The sequence below is a fragment of the Amycolatopsis sp. NPDC098790 genome, from assembly GCF_044759945.1.
Taxonomy (GTDB): domain Bacteria; phylum Actinomycetota; class Actinomycetes; order Mycobacteriales; family Pseudonocardiaceae; genus Amycolatopsis.
The window spans coordinates 1,572,523-1,589,432 of sequence record NZ_JBIWAI010000002.1; the positions used below are offsets into that span (position 1 = coordinate 1,572,523).

Consider the following 16,910-nt stretch of genomic DNA (forward strand, 5'->3'; position numbering starts at 1 on the left):
GCTTTCCCCTTACCCGCACCAAGACTTGGAGGACAAGTGCCCGGACTGCTCGAAGGCAAGCGCCTGCTGATCACCGGCATCATCACCGACGCCTCGCTCGCCTTCCACGCGGCCAAGATCGCGCAGCAGGAGGGCGCGAAGGTGGTGCTGACCGGCTTCGGCCGCATGTCGCTCGTCGAGCGCATCGCGAAGCGGCTCCCCGAAGAGGCGCCCGTGATCGAGCTGGACGTCACCAACCAGGAGCACCTCGACGGCCTCGCCGACAAGGTCCGCGAACACGTCGACGGCCTCGACGGCGTGCTGCACTCGATCGGCTTCGCCCCGCAGACCTGCCTCGGCGCGCCGTTCCTGGACGCGCCGGCCGAGGACGTCAAGACCGCGATCGAGATCTCGACGTACTCGTACATGTCGCTGGCGAAGGCGTGCCTGCCGCTGATGGGGCGCGGCGCGTCCTACGTCGGCATGGACTTCGACGCGCGCGTCGCGTGGCCGGTCTACAACTGGATGGGCGTCGCGAAGGCCGGGCTCGAGTCGGTCAACCGGTACCTGGCCAAGGAGCTGGGGCCGCAGGGCATCCGCGTCAACCTGGTCAGCGCGGGCCCGATGAAGACGATGGCGGCCAAGTCCATCCCGGGCTTCGTCGACCTGGAGGACGGCTGGGGCGAGCGCGCGCCGCTCGGCTGGGACAGCACGGACCCGGACCCGGTCGCGAAGAGCGTCTGCGCGGTGCTGTCGGACTGGCTGCCCGCCACCACCGGTTCGATGATCATGGTCGACGGCGGGGTGCACTTCCTCGGCGTGTGAGATTCACACGGTCACGGGCTCGCGGTCGTCGTCGCGGTGGACGGCGACCGCGACCGTGAGCGCGGCCAGCGTGCCGGCGCCGAGGAGCAGGCCGGTCCAGGCCACGCTCGGGAAGCCGAGCCCGGCGTCGATCGCGACGCCGCCCAGCCACGGGCCGATCGTGTTGCCGACGTTGAACGCCGAGGTCGTGCTGGCGCCGACCAGCGTCGGCGCGTCGCCGGCGGCCTGGAAGGCACGCAGGTTCAGGGCCGGGTTGGCGCCGAACCCGGCCACGCCGAAGGCGAGCACGGCCGCGACGGCGACCAGCGCGTCGGTGGTCAGGGCGAGCACGAGCAACGCGGCCAGCGCGAGAGCGAGGCAGCCGTAGAGCGTCGCGAACGGCCGCCGGTCGGCCAGCCGGCCGCCGACGCTGATCCCGATGAGCGCGCCGACGCCGAACAGCGCCAGGACACCCGGCACCCACTCCGCGGGCAGGCCGTCGGTCTCGGTCAGCAGCGGGGCCAGGTAGCTGAACGCCGCGAAGATCATGGCCTGGCACAAGGCGATCACGCCGAGCGCGAGCCAGAGCCGGCCCCGGCGGTACAGCCGCAGCTCGCGGCGGACGCCCACCGCGCCACCGGTCGTCTCGGGCACCAGCAGTGCCACGCCGACGATCGCGAGCAGCGTCACCGCCGCGACCGCCCAGAACGCCGTCCGCCAGCCCGCGTGCTGGCCGAGGAACGTGCCGGCGGGCACCCCGGCGATGTTCGCCACGGTCAGCCCGCCGACCAGCACCGCCATCGCCCGCCCGCGCCGCTCGACGGGCACGAGCGCGATCGTCGTCGCCAGGGCGACGGCCCAGAACCCGGCGCAGGCCAGCGCCGCGATCACCCGCGTCGCGAAGAGCAGGGCGTACCCGTCGGCGAGGGCGCCGACGACGTGCGCGACGGTGAACACGCCGAGCAGGGTCAGCAGGGTCCGGCGGCGGGGGAGCCGGAGCGTGCCGATCGCCAGCAGGGGCGCCCCGACGACCATGCCGACGGCGAACGCCGAGATCAGCAGCCCGGCGTCGGGGATGCTCACGTGCAGGTCGGCGGCCATGCCGGGGAGCAGGCCGGTGATCATGAACTCGGACGTGCCCAGCGCGAACACGCTGAGCCCGAGGACGAAGACGGCCAAGGGCATGGTGGGTCCTTCCCGTTGTGTATCGGTCGGTCCAAAATCAGGGCGTGGTTCGTTGTCGCTGGTTCGGCGCTCAGCGCGTGATGGCGGCCAAAGCGAGGTCCGCGACGGCGTGCATGCTCTCGCGGCTCGTGCCCCGGCGGGCCATCACGCGCAGGCCGGAAGTGGTGCTGAGCAGGAACTCCGCCACGTCGGCGGGGTCGAGGCCGTCCCGGAGGCTGCCGTCGAGCATGCCTTCGCGGACGCACTCGGCGAACATGACCAGGTTCCGGTCGGTGTCGTCCCGCAGTGCCACGCCGACTTCGTCGTCGGGCAGGCCGAGTTCGGCGAGGGTGTTGACCACGAGACAGCCGCGGCGGCGTTGGTCGACGTCGTCCTCGACGGCGTGGTCGAAGACCGCCGCGAGCCGCTCGGCCGCGGTGCCCGGGCCGTCGAGGATCGCCTGCCGCTTGCCGAGCTGGGTGCTGGTGTAGTGCGTGAGCGAGCGCTGGAAGAGGGCCCGCTTGCTGGTGAAGGTGTTGTAGACGCTGCTGCGCCCGAGCCCGGTGGCTTCGCAGAGGTCCTGCGTCGACGTCGCTTCGTAGCCGTGTTCCCAGAAGGCGTGCATCGCCTTCTCGACGGCGGCGGTCTCGTCGAACTCCCGTGGCCTGGCCATGTCTCGAGCGTAGCAGAGTTTTGGACTGCTCGATACACAACAGGCCCGCGTCAGCGTGCGGGCCGCCACATCGGCAAGATGACGGGGTGGGATACGACGCGTTGCTGTGGCTTTCGTTCGGCGGCCCGGAAGGGCCTGACGACGTCATGCCGTTCCTCGAGAACGTCACCAGGGGCCGGGGCGTGCCGCGGGAGCGGCTCCTCGAAGTCGCCGAGCACTACCAGCACTTCGGCGGGGTCTCGCCGATCAACCGCCTGAACCGCGACGCGATGGCGGCGGTCGAGAAGCAGCTCGCCGCGGCCGGCATCGACCTGCCGGTCCACTTCGGCAACCGCAACTGGCACCCGATGGTCGAAGACACCCTCGCATCGCTGACTTCGTCGGGCGCTTCGCGGATCTTGGTGTTTCCCACGAGCGCGTACGGCGGGTACTCGGCGTGCCGCCAGTACGACGAGGACATCGAGCGCGCCCGCGCGGCGGTCGGGTCCGGGGCACCCGAACTGGTGAAGATCCGCCAGTTCTTCGACCACCCGCTGTTCGTGTCGGCGGTGGCGGACGGCGTCCGCGCGGCCCACGCGTCGCTCGGCAACGCGGAGGGGATCCGCACGGTGTTCACGGCGCACTCGGTCCCGTCGAGCGCGGACCGAGCTTCGGGCCCGCCATCGGAGGGCGGCCACCGCTACTCGCGCCAGATCGCCGAGGCGGCGCGCCTGGTGGCTGCTGCGGCGGGGATCTCTTCCTACGACGTCGTCTGGCAGTCGCGGTCGGGGCCGCCGCAGGTGCCGTGGCTGGAGCCGGACATCGTCGACCACATCGACGCACTGCACGAGGCGGGGGTCCCGGGTGTGGTCGTGTCGCCGATCGGGTTCGTGTCGGACCACCTCGAGGTGATCTGGGACTTGGACAACGAAGCGGCGGAGCGCGCGGCTGAGCACGGGATGAAGTTCGCCCGCGCGGCGACGGCGGGGTCGGACCCGCGGTTCGCGGAGCTGGTGGTGGAGCTGGTGCGCGAGCACACGCACGGGGTGGAGCCGCGAAAGCTGTCCCCGTTCCCGGCGGCGGGGTGCACGGTCAATGGCGCGCCGTGCGCCGTGGGGTGTTGCGAACCGGCCAAGCGCCCAGCCCAGTAGCGCCTGGGAACGTCAGCCTTCGCGGGCTGTGGACTCCGCGAACACCCGCACCGCCTCGTTGACCGCCGCGCAGCGGGCCGTCCGCACCGCCTCCGACAGCGGACGCAACGCCTGGGCCCGCAACGTCGACGCCGAAGCCGAAATCGCCCCGCCGGGATCATCCGACGACGCGATCGCCAAGATCGCCGCGATCTCCTCCGCCCGCTGCAACACCCGCAACGCCCGCCCCGGCGTCCCCGCCGGCCAATCCACGTCCGGCCGCGACCGCAAGTGCGCCGACAGCTCCGCCCGCACCCCCGGCCGGTCCGATGCCACGTCCAACGCCTGCAACGCCCCCGCGCTGTTCCGGATCGCGTCCGTCAGCCCGTGCTCGGCTTCGGCCAGCCCGACGTACTCCAACGGCGTCGGCGAAAGCGAAAACACCGTCCACCGGACGAGCCCCTCGGCGATCGGCTCCGGGACCAGCCCGGAACCGAGCTCCGGCAGCACCACCGCGTCACCCGCGCGCAGCGCCGCCTCCGTGAACGGGCCGCCGCCACCGAGCCCGCGGACGTCGCCCGGGACCGGGAGGACCAGCTGCATGCTTTTCGCTCCCTGCGAACGCAACGCCATCAGGAGCTGGACCGGGGTGGCCGCGCGGTTGAACGCCAGCGGCAGCGCGAACGCCTCCGCCGCGGCGGCGTCGGCCGCCACCACGTCGTGGGCCTCACCCCACGCGAGCAGGGCGTCGAGCACATCGTCGGACGCGGCGGCTCCGTTGAGCCACGCTGAGGACCAGACGGCGAAAGTCGCACTGGGACGGCACACGACGCCCTATTTTACCGGGCCGGCGGGCAAGGCAGCAGCGCGCCCACGCTGGAGTCGCTCCACATCGACGGACCGCCGATCCGGCAGTAGCGTCGAACGGGTGAACGCTGTTCCAGACGCTCTTCCCCGGACCGCCGGGGCCCTGCGCGCGGCGGGGTACGAGCCGCGCCCCATCGCGCAAGAGATCCACGACAACCTGCTGACCGCCCTCAAGAACGGCGAGGACGCCTGGCCCGGCATCGTCGGCTTCTCCCGCACCGTGCTGCCGCAGCTCGAGCGCGCGCTGCTGGCCGGTCACGACGTCGTCCTGCTCGGCGAACGCGGCCAGGGCAAGACGCGGCTGCTGCGCACCCTCGCCGGCCTGCTCGACGAGTGGACGCCCGTCATCGAAGGCTCCGAGCTGGGCGAGCACCCGCTCCAGCCGATCACGCCCGCGTCGCTGCGCCGCGCCGCCGAACTCGGCGACGACCTGCCCGTGGCCTGGCGCCACCGCTCCGAGCGCTACACCGAGAAGCTCGCCACGCCCGACACCTCCGTGGGTGACCTGATCGGCGACGTCGACCCGGTGAAGGTCGCCGAAGGCCGCAGCCTCGGCGATCCCGAGACCATCCACTTCGGCCTCGTGCCGCGCGCCCACCGCGGCATCGTCGCCATCAACGAGCTGCCCGACCTCGCCGAGCGCATCCAGGTCGCGCTGCTCAACGTCATGGAGGAGCGCGACATCCAGGTCCGCGGCTACACGCTGCGGCTGCCCCTGGACGTCCTGCTCGTCGCGACCGCGAACCCCGAGGACTACACCAACCGCGGCCGGATCATCACCCCGCTGAAGGACCGCTTCGGCGCCGAGATCCGCACGCACTACCCCCTGGACGTCGAGGCCGAGGTCGCCGTCGTCAAGCAGGAGGCCCACCTCGTCGCCGAAGTCGGCGAGCCGCTGCTGGAGGTCCTCGCCCGGTTCGTCCGGAACCTCCGCGAATCGACCGTCATCGACCAGCGCTCCGGCGTGTCGGCGCGGTTCGCCGTCGCCGCGGCGGAGACCGTCGCGGCCGCGGCCCTGCGACGCGCGGCGCTGACCGGTGAAGAGCCCGCCGTGGCGCGGCCGGTCGACCTCGACGCCGTCCCGTCCGTGCTGCGGGGCAAGATCGAGTTCGAACCCGGCGAAGAGGGCCGCGAGATCGAGCACCTCGTGCACCTGATGCGCCGGGCGATCGCCGAGACGGCCCGCGGCCGCTTCGCCGGGCTGGACCTGCGCCCGCTCGCCGACGCCGTCGAGGAGGGCCACCTGGTCGCCACCGGCGAGCGCGTCCCCGCCAAGGACGTCCTCGCGGCCCTGCCGGAGCTCCCGGTGCTGCACGAGGTCGCCCAGCGCGCCGGCGTGTCCGCCGACGAGCCCGCCGGCCGGATCGCGGCCGCCGTCGAACTCGCCCTCGAATCGCTGTTCCTGGCCCGCCGGCTGGCCAAGGACTCCGACGACGCGACGACCGTCTACGGCCGATGACCGCGGTCCCGCTTCCCGACGGCTACTCCTACGGCCCGTGGCACGACGGGCCGGACCCCCTCGCGCCGCCGGCCGACCTGCGTGACGCGCTCGACGAGATCGGCCGCGAGGTGATGGCCGGGTCGTCGCCGCGGTCCGCGCTGGAAGAGCTGCTCCGGCGCGGCACCGAGCGCACGTCGGGCCTGGACGAGCTGAGCCGGCGCCTGTGGCAGCGCCGCGCGCAGATCCAGCGCCGCAACAACCTGAACGGCACCCTGCAGGAGGTCCAGCGCCTGCTGCAGGAGGCCCTCGACGCCGAACGCCGGGAGCTGTTCCCGGACCCGGACGACGAAGCGCGGTTCCGCGAGGCCCAGCTCGACGCGCTGCCCTCCGGGACGGCCGCCGCCGTCAACGAGCTGGCGAACTACGACTGGCGCTCCGAGCAGGGCCGGGAGAACTACCAGCAGATCCGCGACCTGCTCGGCCAGGAGCTGATGGAGTCGCGGTTCCAGGGCATGAAGCAGGCGCTGCAGAACGCCGGTCCCGAGGACGTCGAGCGGATCAACGAGATGCTCTCGGACCTCAACGACCTCCTCGCCGCGCACGCGCAGGGCGCCGAGGACGTCCAGGAGCGCTTCGAGGACTTCATGGCCAAGCACGGCGAGTTCTTCCCGGAGAACCCGCGCAACGTCGAAGAGCTGATCGACGCGCTCGCCGAGCGGTCGGCCGCCGCGCAGCGGATGCTCAACTCGATGTCGGCCGAGCAGCGCGCGGAACTGGCCGAGCTGACCCAGCAGGCGTTCGGCGACCCGCGGCTGGCGCAGCAGCTGTCCCAATTGGACAGTCAGCTACGGGCCGCGCGGCCGGGCGAGGACTGGACCGGTTCGGAACGCTTCCGCGGCAAGAACCCGCTCGGCATGGGCGAGGGCGCCCAGGCGATGGCGGATCTCGCCGAGCTGGACGCGCTGGCCGAACAGCTGAGCCAGTCCTACCCGGGCGCGAGCCTGGAGGATATCGACCTGGAGGCGCTCGAACGCCAGCTCGGCAAGGACGCCGGTGTCGACGCGCGGCGACTGTCCGAACTGGAGCGTGAGCTGCGCCGCCAGGGCCTGTTCGAACGGGCCGCCGACGGCTCGCTCCGGTTGTCTCCCAAGGCGTTGCGGCGCCTGGGCGAGACGGCGCTGGCCGACATCGTGAACGCGCTGCGCGGCAAGACCGGCGACCGCGAGACCGAGTCGGCGGGCGCGGCGGGCGAGCCCACCGGCGCGTCGCGGCCGTGGCGGTTCGGGGACATGCAGCCCTGGGACGTGCCGCGGACGATCCGCAACGCCGTGCTGCGCTCGGTTTCGGTGGGGGAGCCTTCGGTCCGTCTCGACGTCGAGGACGTCGAGGTGGTGGAGACCGAGCACCGGTCGCGGGCGGCGGTGGCGTTGCTGGTCGACACGTCGTGGTCGATGGTGCAGGAAGGCCGCTGGCTGCCGATGAAGCGCACGGCGCTCGCGCTGCACCAGCTGATCAGCACGCGCTTCCGCAACGACGCGCTGCAGCTGATCACGTTCGGCCGCTACGCCCAGTCGGTGGAGCTGCCGGAGCTGGTCGGGCTGGAGGGCGCGTGGGAGCAGGGCACGAACGCCCACCACGGGCTGCTGCTGGCCGGGCAGCACCTGCGGCGCCACCCCGACGCGCAGCCGGTGGTGCTGATGGTCACCGACGGCGAGCCGACCGCGCACCTGGAACCGGACGGCGAAGCGGTCTTCGACTACCCGCCCCAGCCGCGGACCCTCCACAAGACACTGTCCGAAGTGGATCGCCTGGCCAAGCTGGGTGCGTCGGTGACAGTGTTCCGCCTCGGCGACGACCCGAGGTTGACGGCGTTCGTCGACGTCATCGCGCGGAGGTCGGGCGGCCGGGTGGTGGCGCCGGACCTGGACGGTCTCGGTGCCGCGGTGGTGGGCGACTACCTGCGGACCCGCCGGCGCTGAGCCGGCGCCGACCGGGGTGCCGTTGGTCGGGGGTTCGGGCGGCGAGCGTGGTGCGGCGGCCCGGCTTCGGTGCGGCGGTGCTGAGCGGTCGTCGGCTGGGTCCGGCCTGCCCCGGCGCGGTGGTGGGCGATAAGCGCGGCGGGGCCTGGTCTCGGTGCCGCGGTGGTGATCGGCTAGCTCGCACCCGGCGGCACGGAGTCGGCGTCGGCGGGCCGGGCCCGAGCATGAGCGACTACCTGCGCACCCGCCGGCGCTGAGCCGGCGCCGGCGGGTGTGTCGCCCGGTCCAGCGATCGGGCGGCGAGCACGGTGTCTTCGTGGCCCGCCGGCAGGTACGCGTCGTGGTCGGCGAGCACCTCGCGGCCGAGCGCCCGAGCCTGCGTGAATGCGCTTTCCGCCACCAGCAGGTCGACCGACCGGCGCCGCAGCCGCAGAACCGGCCCGAGCCGCGGGCCCGCCGACACCGACGGCAGCGCCCGGAAGTTCCGCCACACCGCGGCGGCGTGGTCGGCCAGGTCGGCCGTGTCCTCGGTGTCCAGCACGGCGAACGCCCGGTCCAGGACCTCGGCCAGGCGCTCCTGCGCGTGCAGCTGCCCCAGCACCGCGCGCCGGGTCAGGCGGTGCATCGTCACGACCTCGCCGCCGACGTCGAATTCCGCGAGTGACGCCGCCTCCAGGCCGGCCAGCGCGGTGTCCACCGCCACCGGGTCCGGGCCGGCTCGGTGCACCACGGCCCGCCGCACGCCGCGCGGCGCCAGCACGGCCAGGATCTCGGCGACGACCGAAGCTCGGCCGTCCCGCGCCGCGACCGTGCGCAGGGCGGCGAGCGTGGTGTCCTCCACCCACGGCGAATGGTCCTCACCCGGTTCGCGCTCCAGCACCAGCGCGCACGGCAGCCGGTCGAGGTACTCGGTGGAGCCCGACGCCCGGATCACCCCGCCGGCCTGGGCGAGGGCCAGCGGCAGGTAGCCGAGTTCGCGGGGCACGTCGGCGGCCTCCAAACCCGATCGAGCCTCCAGGTAGCCGGCGGCCGTCGCCGGGTCGAAGCCGGTCATCGGCACCGTCGCGCCGAGGATCTCGAAGTCCGGCACCGTCGTGGTGACCAGGACCCGGGCCCGGGCGGGCAGCCACCGGGTGAGCGCGTCCGGGTCGGTCGGGCCGTCGAAGACCACCACGGCGCCGTCGCGGCCGTCGAGCCACGCGAGGCCCGCCTCGGGGCCGGTCAACCCCTGCTGCCGCGCCAGTTCCGCGTAGGCGCGCGCGGTGTTGGCCGGGTCCGCCGCCGCCACCCAGAGCACCGGCGAGCGGGCTTCGCGGGCGAACGCGGCCGCGACGTGGGTCTTGCCCACCCCGCCGCGGCCCAGCAGGACGCAGGAGCGGCCTGCGCGGAACGTCTCGTCGATCTTCGCCAGCAGGTCGTCGCGGCGCACCGCGGAAAGCGGTTCGCGGGGAACCGGGCCGAACACCGGCCGGGGCCGGCGCCGGCGCAGCCACAGCAGGACGACCGCCGTGACCAGCGCGATCACGGCGACCGCACCGCCCAAGACGATCATGGTGCCCATCCGGCCAGGCTAACCGCGCTCGTCGCGCGACGGCGGTTGCGGAAGGGTGACGCTTGACCCTCACGTCGCGTGAGGCACCACCGTGATCTCCGCAAGGGCCGGAACGGCCGGAGAAGAAGAGGGGAAACCGATGGGGCATCCCGTGGGCAAGGTCGCCGCACTGGCCGGGATCACCGTCCGGACGCTGCACCACTACGACGAGATCGGCCTGCTCGGCCCGAGCGGCCGCACGCACGCCGGGTACCGCAGCTACAGCGACGACGATCTCGACCGGCTGCAGCGCATCCTGTTCTACCGGGAGCTCGGGTTCCCCCTCGAGACGATCGCGACCCTCGTCGACGACCCGGGCATCGACGCCGACGCGCACCTGAAGAAGCAGCGGGAGCTGCTGGTGGCGCGGATGGGCGAGCTCGGGCGGATGGTCGCGGCCGTCGATCGCGTGATGGAGGCGAGAGCCATGGGCAACGCGTTGACGCCCGAGGAGAAGTTCGAAGTGTTCGGCGAGTTCCGCGAGCCGGACGGCTACGCGGAGGAAGCGGCCCGCCGGTGGGGCCACACCCCCGAGTGGCGGGGGGCGCCCGTACCGACCAAGGAGGACCTGGTCGCCGGTGAGGCGGCCCGGCGGGACTGGGTGGCCCGGCTCGGCGCCGTTTTGGACGCGGGCCGCGCACCGGACAGCCCCGAAGCCGCGGAGCTGGCCGAAGCGCACCGGGAGATGCTTTCCCGCGCGTTGGGCGGGTGCTCCTACGAGACGCAGCGGCGGATCGCGGCGCTGTACGCCACCGAGCCGGCGCAGCTGGAGTTCCTGGTCCGGGCCGGCGAGCAGCGCCCCGGCGTCGGGGCGTTCATCCGCGACGCCATCGAAGCGAACGCGGCCCACCGGGAGGAATGACACCGCCACGTGGGGGAGGAGTCCCACCGGGCGGGAGGGTGCCGGAGCGAACGCTTACAGTCGAGGGTATGCAGACTTGGTCATCGGTCGACGTGCCCCGCATCCCCGGCACCCCCCGCCCGCTGCGGCTCCACGACACGGCCACCGGGCAGATCCGCCCGACCGCGCCCGGCGCCACCGCCCGGATGTACGTCTGCGGCATCACGCCCTACGACGCGACGCACCTGGGGCACGCCGCGACGTACCTGGCCTTCGACCTGGTGAACCGCGTGTGGCGGGACAACGGGCACGACGTCCACTACGTGCAGAACGTGACCGACATCGACGAGCCGCTGCTCGAGCGGGCCGAGCGCGACCAGGACGACTGGGTCGTGCTGGGCATGCGCGAGACGGCGCTGTTCCGCGAGGACATGGTGGCACTGCGTGTATTGCCGCCGAAGCAGTTCGTCGGCGCGGTGGAGAGCATCCCGGAGATCGTCGAGGTCATCGCGAAGCTCCTGGCCAACGGCGCCGCCTACCGGGCCGACGACCCGGAGTTCCCGGACGTCTACTTCGACCACTCGGCGACCGGGAAGTTCGGCTACGAGTCGAACTACGACGAGCCGACCATGCGGAAGTTCTTCGCCGAACGCGGTGGTGACCCCGACCGCGCGGGCAAGCGCCACCCGCTGGACGCGCTGCTGTGGCGCGTGGCCCGCGACGGCGAGCCGTCGTGGGAGTCCGAGCTCGGCCCGGGCCGCCCGGGCTGGCACATCGAGTGCAGCGCGATCGCCGTCAACCGGCTGGGCCTCGGGTTCGACCTCCAGGGCGGCGGCTCGGACCTGATCTTCCCGCACCACGAGTACAGCGCGGCGCACGCGGAGGCCGTCGCCAAGGACGGGCCGTTCGCCCGCCACTACGTGCACGCCGGGATGATCGGCCTCGACGGCGAGAAGATGTCGAAGTCGCGCGGGAACCTGGTGTTCGTCTCGCGCCTGCGGGCCGACCAGGTCGACCCGGGCGCGATCCGGCTCGCGTTGTTCGCCGGCCACTACCGCGAGGACCGGCCGTGGACGGACGCGCTCCTCACGGAAGCCGAGACGCGGCTGGCGCGCTGGCGCGAAGCCGTTTCGCTGCCGACCGGCCCCTCGGCGGAGGACACGATCACCCGGCTGCGTGATCACCTGTCCGACGACCTGGACACGCCGAAGGCCCTGGCGGCGATCGACGCGTGGGCGAACGAGGCCCTGCGCCGCGACGGCACGGATTCGACGGCCCCGGGCTTGATCCGCATCGCCGTCGACGCCCTCCTCGGCATCACCCTCTGACGAGGCCCAGGGCGGCACTTTCACGTGAAAGTGCCGCCCTGTATAACGACCTACACGGCGGCGGGGTGGCCGTCGGCCAGTTCCAGGTGCTCGCCTTGCCAGTCCCGGCGCAGCCACCGGTCGTGGGACGCGATGACGACCGCGCCCGGCGCCGTTTCGAGGGCCGCGAACAGTTCTTCCGCCAGGGTCAGCGAAACGTGGTTCGTCGGCTCGTCCAGGAGGAGCACGTCCGGCGGTTCGGCGAGCAGGATCGCCAGCGCCAGCCGTCGCCGCTGACCGACCGAGAGCGCTCCGACGGGCTGCCGGAGATCCCGGGACGCCAGCAGGCCCAGGTGTCCGAGCGGGGGAGCGTCCTCGCCCAGCGTGTCCCGGTACACCCGGGCCGCGGTCCGCTCCGGCTCGGCGAACGCGACGTCCTGCTCCAGCAACCCGACCCGCACTCCGTGTCCGAAGTGGACGGCGCCGGCCGCGGGCGTGAGCCGGCCGGCCAGCACCGACAGCAGCGTCGACTTCCCGGCGCCGTTCCCGCCGGTGACGAGCAGCCGAGCCGAACCGTCGACGTCGAGGTGCGGCAACCGAAGCCGCCCCGGCACTTCCAGTGACCGCACCGAAATCGCCGGTCCGTCACCGGTGGAGCGGCCGGTCAGCTCCGCCCGGAACCGTAGCGGCGCCGGCGGTTTGCGCACCTGATCGCGTTCCAGGTTTTCGAGCCGCTGCTCGGCGTCGCGCACCCGCCGGGAGATCGTCTTCTGGACGCGGGCGCCCTTGAACTTGTGGATGAACTTGTCGTTGTCGCGGGGCGCCCGGCCGTAGGCGACGTCGCGCGCGGTGACCGCGACGGTCTCCCGCAGCTCCTTCAGCTCCTCCTGTTCTTCGGCGAACCGCTGCTCCCACCGGGCCCGCTCGGCCTTCTTGTGCCCGAGGTAGTCGGTGTAGCTGCCGCCGTAGCGGACCGCGCCGCCGGCCTGGCGGTCGGCCGCGGCCGGGTCGAGGTCGACGATGTCGGTGCAGACGGCGTCGAGGAACACCCGGTCGTGCGACGACAGCACGACGATCCCGGTCAGCTCCGTGAGGTGGCGTTCCAGGAACGCCATCGCGGCGTCGTCGAGGTGGTTGGTCGGTTCGTCGAGCAGCAGCGTTTCCGGTCGCCGGACCAGCAGCGCGGCCAGGCCGAGCCGGGACCGCTGCCCGCCGGACAGCGTGCCGAGCCGGCGGTCCGGCTCGACACCGCCCAGGCCGAGCCCGTCGCACACGAGCTTCGCGCGGCGGTCGGCGTCCCAGAGGTCGTGGGCCTGGGCCCACTCCAGGACCCGGCCGTACTCCTCCAGGACCGCGGAATCGTCGGGCCGGTCGGTCATCGCCGTGGTCAGCTCGTCGAGCCGGGCCGCGGCGACGCGGATCTCGGCCAGCGCGTCGTCGAGGACGTCGCTGAAGGTCGCGTCCGGGCCGAACGGCAGCTCCTGCAGCAGGAACCCGACGTCCGGGCCGCGCAGCACCTCGCCGGAGCGGGGTTCTTCGAGCCCGGCGAGCAGCCGCAGCAGGGTGGACTTGCCGGTGCCGTTCTCGCCGACCAGGCCGAGCCGCTGCCCGGCCGACGCGGTCAGCGAGACGCCGTCGAGGACGACGCGGGTGCCGTAGCCGAAGACGACGTCCTTGGCCTGCAAAGGGAAAAGGGTAGACATTGCGCATCACCGGGCCCGGATGAGAAGAGCGGAAATCCCGCCGGGCGTCGTGGCACGCGGGAGCGTCGGGCTCGACCGGGTGCCGCCTCGGAAGCGGGATGGGCGCGGTTCAGTTCCTCATAGTGGAGCCAGGTTAACGCAACATCAGTAGAGTTAGTCAACCGGTTATGGCCTGGGTCACATCCGGCAGATTCGCCGACGCCTGTTCGGCGGCCGCGGTGCCGTCGGTGAGGAACCCGACGAGCGCGGTCAGCTGACGGCGGTCCAGGTGGGCGAGCCGCTCGCCGACGAACCGGGCCATGGGTGCGTACAGCTCGGCGAGCTCGGCCATCCGGTCGGGCAGCGGCCGGACGACGAGCCGGCGCCGGTCGGCCGGATCCGGGGCACGCTCGGCCAGCCGGTGCTGTTCCATCCGGTCGAGCAGCCGCGTGAACGCGCCGGTCGACATCCCGAGCAGCCGGGCCAGCTCGGTCGGGGAGTCGCTGACGCCGCCGTGGAGCAGGTGCAGGCAGTGCAGCTCGGTGGGGGTGACGGCCATCCGCTCGGCCACCGCGGCGTGGAAGAGGGCGGTCGAGCCGACGAACCGGGGGAGGGCGAGAGCGGCGGCGGTGGCGAGTTCACGCTGGTCGGGCAAGGTCCATCCAAGGTCGGGTGATCGCGCAGTCACTGCCCTGCGCAGTGGCTGCCCGGCGAACGATAGCGAACCGGCTTGACAAACCCGCAGGCGGGACCCAATCTGAAAGAGAACTTTCGAAATGACTCTTTCAGATAGGAATGGCCGATGGCCGAGCTGCCGCCGCGCAAGCGGATCGAGGACGTCGAGCTGCTGCGCGCCCTGTCGCACCCGTTGCGGTCGGCGCTGCTGAACCACCTCACGGCCGTCGGCCCGCGCACCGCCAGCGAGTGCGCGGAGGCGGTCGGCTCGACCGCGTCCAACTGCAGCTGGCACCTGCGGCAGCTCGCGCAGTACGGGCTGGTCGAGCGGGCGGACGCCGAAGACGGCCGGGAACGGCCGTGGCGCGCCCGGCAGGTCGGCCTGGAGATGGGGGAGCTGGCCGACGACCCCGCGCACCGCGCGGCCCAGCTCGGCATGGTGGGCGCGACCCTGGGCCACGAGCAGGAGCTGACCCAGCGGTACCTGGACTCGCTCGACGACCTCGACCCGCAGTGGCGCGGGGCGTCCGGGCTGATCACCTACGCGCTGCGCGTCACGCCGGAGGAGCTGACCCGGCTGACCGACGCGATCGACGCCCTGGTCCGGCCCTACGTCGGGGCCATCCGGACCGACGCCCCGGCGGACGCCCGCCCGGTGCACGTCGGCCTGCGGGCGTTCCCGCGCATCGAACACTCGGGGAAGGCGGAGGAATGAAGCAGCTGCTGGGGGTACCGGCGTTCGCGCGGCTGTGGGTCGCCGCGTTCTTCGGCGAGACGGCCGAGTGGATGCTGCAGGTGGCGTTGCCGGTGTACGTCTTCCAGCGCACTGGCTCCGCCGCGACGACGGCGCTGAGCATCGTGCTCGGCCTGCTGCCCGCGGTGCTGCTGAGCCCGGTCGCCGGCGTGGTCGCCGACCGGTGGAACCGGCGCGCGGTGCTGTTCGGCGTCTGCTGCGGGCTGGCCGTGGTCGCGTTGCCGCTGCTCGCGTCGCCGGGCGTGACCGTGGTGTACGCCGTGATGGCCGCGCAGGCGGCGCTGGCCTCGGTGTTCGAGCCGGCGCGCAACGCCCTGGTGCCGGAGCTGGTCGGCGTCGAGGAGGTCACCGGCGCGAACGGGCTGATGAGCGTGAACGGCAGCGTCGCGCGGCTGGCCGGGGGCTGGGCCGGCGGTGCCTTGCTCGGCTTCGGCGGGCTCGCCGACGTCATCACCGGCTACCTGGCGGTGCTGGCCGTGGCGGCGGCGTTGCTGGCCAAGCCGTTCCGCCGGGTGAGCGCGCCCGCGCCGGCGGCCGCGCCCGAACCCGTGGTGCGCGCCTGGCTGGACGGGCTGCGCGAGCTGACGCACAACCGCCGGCTGTGGCGGACCGGGCTCGCGCTGGTGTTCACATCGCTGGCGCAGGGGATGTTCCTGGTGCTGTTCGTGGTGTACGTCCTCGACGTGCTGGGCGGCAGCGAAGCCGACGCGGGCCTGCTGCGCGGTGTGCAGGCGATCGGGGGCCTGGCCGCCGGGTTCGCGCTGGCCACGGTGGCCCGGCGGGTGGCGCCGGCGGCGCTGCTCGGCTGGGGTGCCATCGCGCTGGGCCTGCTGTCGGCGGTCATCTGGAACCTGGCGATGGTGACGACGGCGCTGGGGGTGTACGTGGGCCTGTTCGTCCTGGCCGGAGCGCCGGGCGTGGTCGTCGGCGCGGGAGTGCTCTCGGAGATCCAGAGCGCGGTCGCGCCGGAGCGGGCCGGCCGGGTGCTGAGCACGACGTTCGCGGCGGTCGCCCTGTGCACGACGGCGGGGGCGCTGCTGGCGGGGACGCTGGTCGCGACGACCGGGCCGGCGGTGCTGCTGAACGTCCAGGCCGGGGTCTACGTGCTGGCGGGAATCCTCGTAGTGGTGCGCAAACCACCCGTAATCCGCAGGTTTCGCGAAGAACCCGCCACCGCGGTGGCTACGGTGGAGGGGTGCCGCACCTCTTCGCCACCAGCGACCTCCACGTGACCCACGAGGGCAACGGCCCCATCCTCGACTCGGTCGTCCCGGAGACGCCCGAAGACTGGCTGCTCGTGGCCGGGGACGTCGCCGAGCGGGCCGAAGCGACCATCGGCACCCTGAAGACCCTGAGCGAACGGTTCGCGAAGGTCGTCTGGGTGCCGGGCAACCACGAGCTGTGGACGACGAACGGCGACCCGTGCCAGCTGCGCGGGCAGGCCCGGTACGAGCACCTGGTCGACGAGTGCCGGAAGCTCGGGGTCCTGACGCCGGAGGACGAGTACCCGGTCTGGCCGCACGCCGCCCGGCCGCTGACGATCGCGCCGCTGTTCCTGCTCTACGACTACAGCTGGCGGACCCCGGAGGCCGAGGGCAAGTCCCTGGAGGAGGCGCTGAGCCAGGCGCGGGCCGCCGGCGTGGTCTGCACGGACGAGTACTTCCTGCACCCGGACCCGTACCCGAGCCGCCAGGCGTGGTGCGAGGACCGCCTCAAGATCAGCACCGAGCGCCTGGACGCGATCCCGGCCGACCACGGCACGATCCTGATGTCCCACTGGCCGCTGCACCGCCACCCGACGGCGCCGCTGTACTGGCCGGAGTTCGCCCTGTGGTGCGGCACGACGAAGACCGAGGACTGGCACGTGCGCTACCGAGCGGAGATCGCGGTGTACGGCCACTTGCACATCCCGCGCACGACCGAGGCGGACGGGGTGCGGTTCGAGGAGGTTTCGCTGGGCTACCCGCGCGAGTGGCGCAAGCGGGCGCGCGGCGCGGTGCCGATGAGGCGGATCCTGTGGCCGTCGTGACGGCGGTGCCGAAGC

Annotated in this window: 15 protein-coding genes; 9 read left to right on the forward strand and 6 right to left on the reverse strand. The window is 73.0% G+C overall.

Going from position 1 to position 16,910, the window contains the following annotated elements; translation table 11 throughout:
• Positions 1-36: 36 nt before the first annotated feature.
• Positions 37-804 carry an enoyl-ACP reductase FabI gene (fabI, locus tag ACIQWX_RS21055; RefSeq protein WP_086853898.1) on the forward strand — a complete coding sequence of 256 codons (768 nt, stop codon included), beginning with the start codon at positions 37-39 and terminating at the stop codon, positions 802-804.
• 3 nt (positions 805-807) lie between these two features.
• Here the strand turns inward: fabI and ACIQWX_RS21060 are convergent, their stop codons facing one another.
• Both ACIQWX_RS21060 and ACIQWX_RS21065 read right to left on the reverse strand, forming a co-directional pair.
• Entirely contained in the window at positions 808-1,968 is a 1,161-nt protein-coding gene (locus ACIQWX_RS21060; RefSeq protein WP_400873344.1) for a Cmx/CmrA family chloramphenicol efflux MFS transporter, read from the reverse strand.
• 70 nt (positions 1,969-2,038) lie between these two features.
• Complete coding sequence (locus tag ACIQWX_RS21065) at positions 2,039-2,620, reverse strand: TetR/AcrR family transcriptional regulator (protein WP_400873347.1); 582 nt, start codon at positions 2,618-2,620, stop codon at positions 2,039-2,041.
• Between the two features lie 86 nt (positions 2,621-2,706).
• Here ACIQWX_RS21065 and ACIQWX_RS21070 point away from each other — a divergent pair, with 86 nt between their 5' ends.
• Positions 2,707-3,750: a ferrochelatase gene (locus ACIQWX_RS21070; protein WP_400873350.1), complete on the forward strand. Its 1,044-nt coding sequence runs from the start codon at positions 2,707-2,709 to the stop codon at positions 3,748-3,750.
• Positions 3,751-3,762: 12 nt separating this feature from the next.
• Here ACIQWX_RS21070 and ACIQWX_RS21075 read toward each other — a convergent pair whose 3' ends face one another.
• A complete protein-coding gene (locus ACIQWX_RS21075; protein WP_400873352.1) occupies positions 3,763-4,557 on the reverse strand; it encodes a hypothetical protein in 795 nt (264 codons plus the stop codon).
• 100 nt (positions 4,558-4,657) lie between these two features.
• On the opposite strand from ACIQWX_RS21075, the gene ACIQWX_RS21080 reads away from it, so the two are divergent.
• Entirely contained in the window at positions 4,658-6,055 is a 1,398-nt protein-coding gene (locus tag ACIQWX_RS21080; RefSeq protein ID WP_400873355.1) for an ATP-binding protein, read from the forward strand.
• A complete protein-coding gene (locus ACIQWX_RS21085; RefSeq protein WP_400873357.1) occupies positions 6,052-8,016 on the forward strand; it encodes a hypothetical protein in 1,965 nt (654 codons plus the stop codon). The genes ACIQWX_RS21080 and ACIQWX_RS21085 overlap by 4 nt, the downstream gene beginning before the upstream one ends.
• Before the next feature lie 232 nt (positions 8,017-8,248).
• On the opposite strand, the gene ACIQWX_RS21090 is transcribed toward ACIQWX_RS21085, so the two are convergent.
• Entirely contained in the window at positions 8,249-9,577 is a 1,329-nt protein-coding gene (locus ACIQWX_RS21090) for a hypothetical protein (RefSeq protein ID WP_400873360.1), read from the reverse strand.
• A 130-nt stretch (positions 9,578-9,707) separates the two neighbouring features.
• On the opposite strand from ACIQWX_RS21090, the gene ACIQWX_RS21095 reads away from it, so the two are divergent.
• Together ACIQWX_RS21095 and mshC are read left to right on the forward strand one after the other, a co-directional pair.
• Positions 9,708-10,469 (forward strand): MerR family transcriptional regulator, encoded by a 762-nt coding sequence (locus ACIQWX_RS21095; RefSeq protein ID WP_400873363.1) that lies wholly within the window; start codon positions 9,708-9,710, stop codon positions 10,467-10,469.
• A gap of 68 nt (positions 10,470-10,537) precedes the next feature.
• Entirely contained in the window at positions 10,538-11,776 is a 1,239-nt protein-coding gene (gene mshC, locus ACIQWX_RS21100; RefSeq protein WP_400873366.1) for a cysteine--1-D-myo-inosityl 2-amino-2-deoxy-alpha-D-glucopyranoside ligase, read from the forward strand.
• Between the two features lie 50 nt (positions 11,777-11,826).
• Here mshC and ACIQWX_RS21105 read toward each other — a convergent pair whose 3' ends face one another.
• Both ACIQWX_RS21105 and ACIQWX_RS21110 read right to left on the reverse strand, forming a co-directional pair.
• On the reverse strand, positions 11,827-13,458 hold the full coding sequence (locus tag ACIQWX_RS21105; protein ID WP_400873369.1) for an ABC-F family ATP-binding cassette domain-containing protein: 1,632 nt from the start codon (positions 13,456-13,458) through the stop codon (positions 11,827-11,829).
• A gap of 157 nt (positions 13,459-13,615) precedes the next feature.
• Positions 13,616-14,092 (reverse strand): MarR family winged helix-turn-helix transcriptional regulator, encoded by a 477-nt coding sequence (locus ACIQWX_RS21110; protein WP_400873372.1) that lies wholly within the window; start codon positions 14,090-14,092, stop codon positions 13,616-13,618.
• Between the two features lie 147 nt (positions 14,093-14,239).
• On the opposite strand from ACIQWX_RS21110, the gene ACIQWX_RS21115 reads away from it, so the two are divergent.
• From ACIQWX_RS21115 to ACIQWX_RS21125, 3 genes are read left to right on the forward strand one after another with little or no spacing between them, the layout of a single operon-like run.
• Positions 14,240-14,827, forward strand: a complete 588-nt coding sequence (locus ACIQWX_RS21115) for an ArsR/SmtB family transcription factor (protein WP_400873374.1) — start codon at positions 14,240-14,242, stop codon at positions 14,825-14,827.
• On the forward strand, positions 14,824-16,098 hold the full coding sequence (locus ACIQWX_RS21120; RefSeq protein ID WP_400873377.1) for an MFS transporter: 1,275 nt from the start codon (positions 14,824-14,826) through the stop codon (positions 16,096-16,098). Before ACIQWX_RS21115 ends, ACIQWX_RS21120 begins: the two co-directional genes overlap by 4 nt.
• Positions 16,062-16,895 carry a metallophosphoesterase family protein gene (locus tag ACIQWX_RS21125; RefSeq protein ID WP_400873380.1) on the forward strand — a complete coding sequence of 278 codons (834 nt, stop codon included), beginning with the start codon at positions 16,062-16,064 and terminating at the stop codon, positions 16,893-16,895. The genes ACIQWX_RS21120 and ACIQWX_RS21125 overlap by 37 nt, the downstream gene beginning before the upstream one ends.
• Positions 16,896-16,910: the final 15 nt, after the last annotated feature.